Raw genomic sequence first — 1,151 nt, 5'->3', positions numbered from 1 at the left:
GGAGGCGCACCCACTGCATGATCTCCTTCTGCGCCTCCGACTTCTCCACCTGCTGCTCGTCATAGTCCCGGCCGTCGTGGGCGAGCCTGAAGGCCAGCTGGTAGGTCGTGTAGTTCTTCAGCACGTCGAGGATGAAACCCTCCTCGATTGCCTGGCGCATCGAATACACATGGAAGGGCTGAGGCAGCCCGTCGGCGTCCGGGGTGCCGAAGAGCTCCAGCGTCTTCTGCTTGGGCGTCGCGGTGAACGCGATGTAGGTGAGCCCCTTGTCCTGTGCCGCTTTGGCCGACATTTGCGCCGCCAGCAGGGCCTCGGTGTCGATCTCGCCGCCGTCCTGCAGGGCGTCCAGCTCATCGGCCGACAGCACCTGCTTGAGCTTGGCCGCCGCCTCGCCTGTCTGCGAGCTGTGGGCCTCGTCGGCGATCACCGCGAAGCGCTTGCCCTCGGTAGCCGCCAGTTCCTGCACCGCCTTCAGCGCGAAGGGGAAGGTCTGGATCGTGCAGACGATGATCTTCTTGCCGTCCTTCAGCGCCTGGGAGAGCTGGGCGCTCTTGCTGCCATGCTCATCGGTGATCGTGGCCACCACGCCGGTGGTGCGCTGGAAATCGAAAATTGCTTCCTGCAACTGGTCGTCCAGCACCGTGCGGTCGGAGACCACCAGCACGCTGTCGAACACCTTCTCGTGCGCGGCCGTATGTAGGTCGGCGAGGAAGTGCGCCGTCCACGCGATCGAGTTCGTCTTCCCCGAGCCGGCCGAGTGCTGGACGAGGTAACGCTGGCGGGCGCCCGGGTCTCCCGCATTCGCCAGCACGTCGGCCACCAGCTTGCGGGTTGCGTCGAGCTGGTGATAGCGGGGGAAGATCACCCCCGTGAGCTGCTTCTTGTCGTTGCGCTGGCCGATCAGGTAGCGGCCGAGGATCTCCAGCCAGCTGTCCCGCTGCCAGACCTCCTGCCACAGGTAATACGTGGCAAAGCCGAAGGGGTTGGGCGGGTTGCCAGCGCCGCCGCCGTTGCCCTGGTTGAACGGCAGGAAGCGCGTCGCCGTGCCGGCCAGCCGGGTGCTCATCATCACTTCCGACTGGCTTACCGCAAAATCCACCAGCGCCCCGCCCGGAAAGGCCAGCAGCGGCTCCACCCGCCCGCCCTTGGGC

Annotated in this window: 1 protein-coding gene; it reads right to left on the bottom strand. The window is 66.2% G+C overall.

The genetic code is table 11. The features are described from left to right. A partial coding sequence (locus ZRA01_RS20305) for a DEAD/DEAH box helicase family protein (protein WP_141355184.1) occupies positions 1-1,151 on the bottom strand: 1,151 nt, incomplete at both ends.

Origin of the sequence: Zoogloea ramigera, from assembly GCF_006539865.1 — a bacterium.
In the GTDB taxonomy this organism is placed as follows: domain Bacteria; phylum Pseudomonadota; class Gammaproteobacteria; order Burkholderiales; family Rhodocyclaceae; genus Zoogloea; species Zoogloea ramigera.
The sequence above is the reverse complement of the archived record's forward strand: the minus strand, read 5'-3'. Positions and strand labels throughout refer to the sequence as shown.